This window comes from Neisseria sp. Marseille-Q1983, from assembly GCF_018224585.1.
In the GTDB taxonomy this organism is placed as follows: Bacteria; Pseudomonadota; Gammaproteobacteria; order Burkholderiales; family Neisseriaceae; genus Neisseria; species Neisseria polysaccharea.
Genome location: NZ_JAGTUI010000103.1, coordinates 1 through 1278 on the forward strand (window position 1 = coordinate 1; position 1278 = coordinate 1278).

Genomic DNA, 1278 nt, shown 5'->3' on the forward strand with positions numbered 1-1278 from the left:
GCTCCTGTTGGGGATGGGGCATTTGAAAAGCAGAACCCGTGTGTATGCGTACCGCGCACACCTTACGTCGGGATTGGAGGTTTCATACGGGCTACGGCTTGCTAAAAAGTTATTTTAGATGACTCAGTGATTATTGTAGTTTGAATAAACCTTTGCTTGTTAAATATGGTAGTAAGAAAGAATTGTAGATTAATGGGTAGTTTAATTTTACAAAAAATGAAAAGTTATTAATTATTTCTGTAAGCTGATTTAATAAACAGTATTTGTCAATTTTTTCCGAGCTTCCTATAATTTTGTTATCCTTCAATGATGTGCAATTCGAGTAAATAGTTTCAGGGAAATTCTTTGTATTCAAGTGAAAATTTATCACTCTTTGACTTTCAGAGTCATAGAATACCAATTTTGTAGAATTATTATTCTTTAAATCATTAATAACATCAAATATTTCTGGGAATATATTATTTATATAGTATTTATAATTTTCCCACTTTAAATTATATCCATTTATAATAAAATCATTTGTCTTTATAGATAAAAACTCATTTTCTATAATCATGAAAGCCTCCATAAAATTATTTTTATAATTTTTATAATCATAATCATCATAAAAATCTATATTTTCATAAAGTTCTTTCAAGATCTCACTTTCTGTTCTGATATTCTTTTCTGGAAGTTGAGAAGTTATAAGTTTAAACGTTACCATTTCATATTTCCTCTCAGCAACCATTTTTTGAATATATAGGATAAGCAGTTTTTAAACAATTTCCCTTAGGAGGTTTCTTGTCAGGTACTATTATTGCGCAATTTGCTTTTTTGACACTTCCATCTGGTAATACAACTTCACCTAATCCATCTGGAATGGGTACAGTGGTAACTTTATCTATATTTCTGTAAGGGCTCAAAAATTGAGCGGCATCATTATTATTTGTCCAGTAGCCTTGTTCTTGTCGTGTAGAAGCAGCTCTGCCTTTTAAATTATTTTTTTTCTGTGCTCCATGCTGTGTAAATGTATGTCCAAATTGTTTAGAACTTTTTGGATTAACAGGATCTGTACATGGATCCTCACATTTAGATAAACCTAAAGGGTCAATCCAATTAGAAATGTTAGGAGCAAATTGATAAAGATTCATTCCTCCATGTAATTTGATTGGATCTTGATGAATAAATCTGCCTAAATTTGGAGAATAGTATCTAAGTAAATTGTAATGCAGCCCCGTCTCACGGTCGCAATACTGGTTTTGCAGGCGGAAGGGTTGGTGCGTCGTTCCCGTTACGTTC

The 1278-nt window shown here is 31.9% G+C and carries 2 protein-coding genes; both read right to left on the bottom strand.

The window, feature by feature from the left end; translation table 11 throughout:
- Positions 1-130: 130 nt before the first annotated feature.
- A complete protein-coding gene (locus KEM39_RS11300; RefSeq protein WP_019272168.1) occupies positions 131-703 on the bottom strand; it encodes a hypothetical protein in 573 nt (190 codons plus the stop codon).
- Positions 704-716: 13 nt separating this feature from the next.
- A partial coding sequence (locus KEM39_RS11305) for an RHS repeat-associated core domain-containing protein (RefSeq protein ID WP_211710065.1) occupies positions 717-1278 on the bottom strand: 562 nt, incomplete at its 5' end.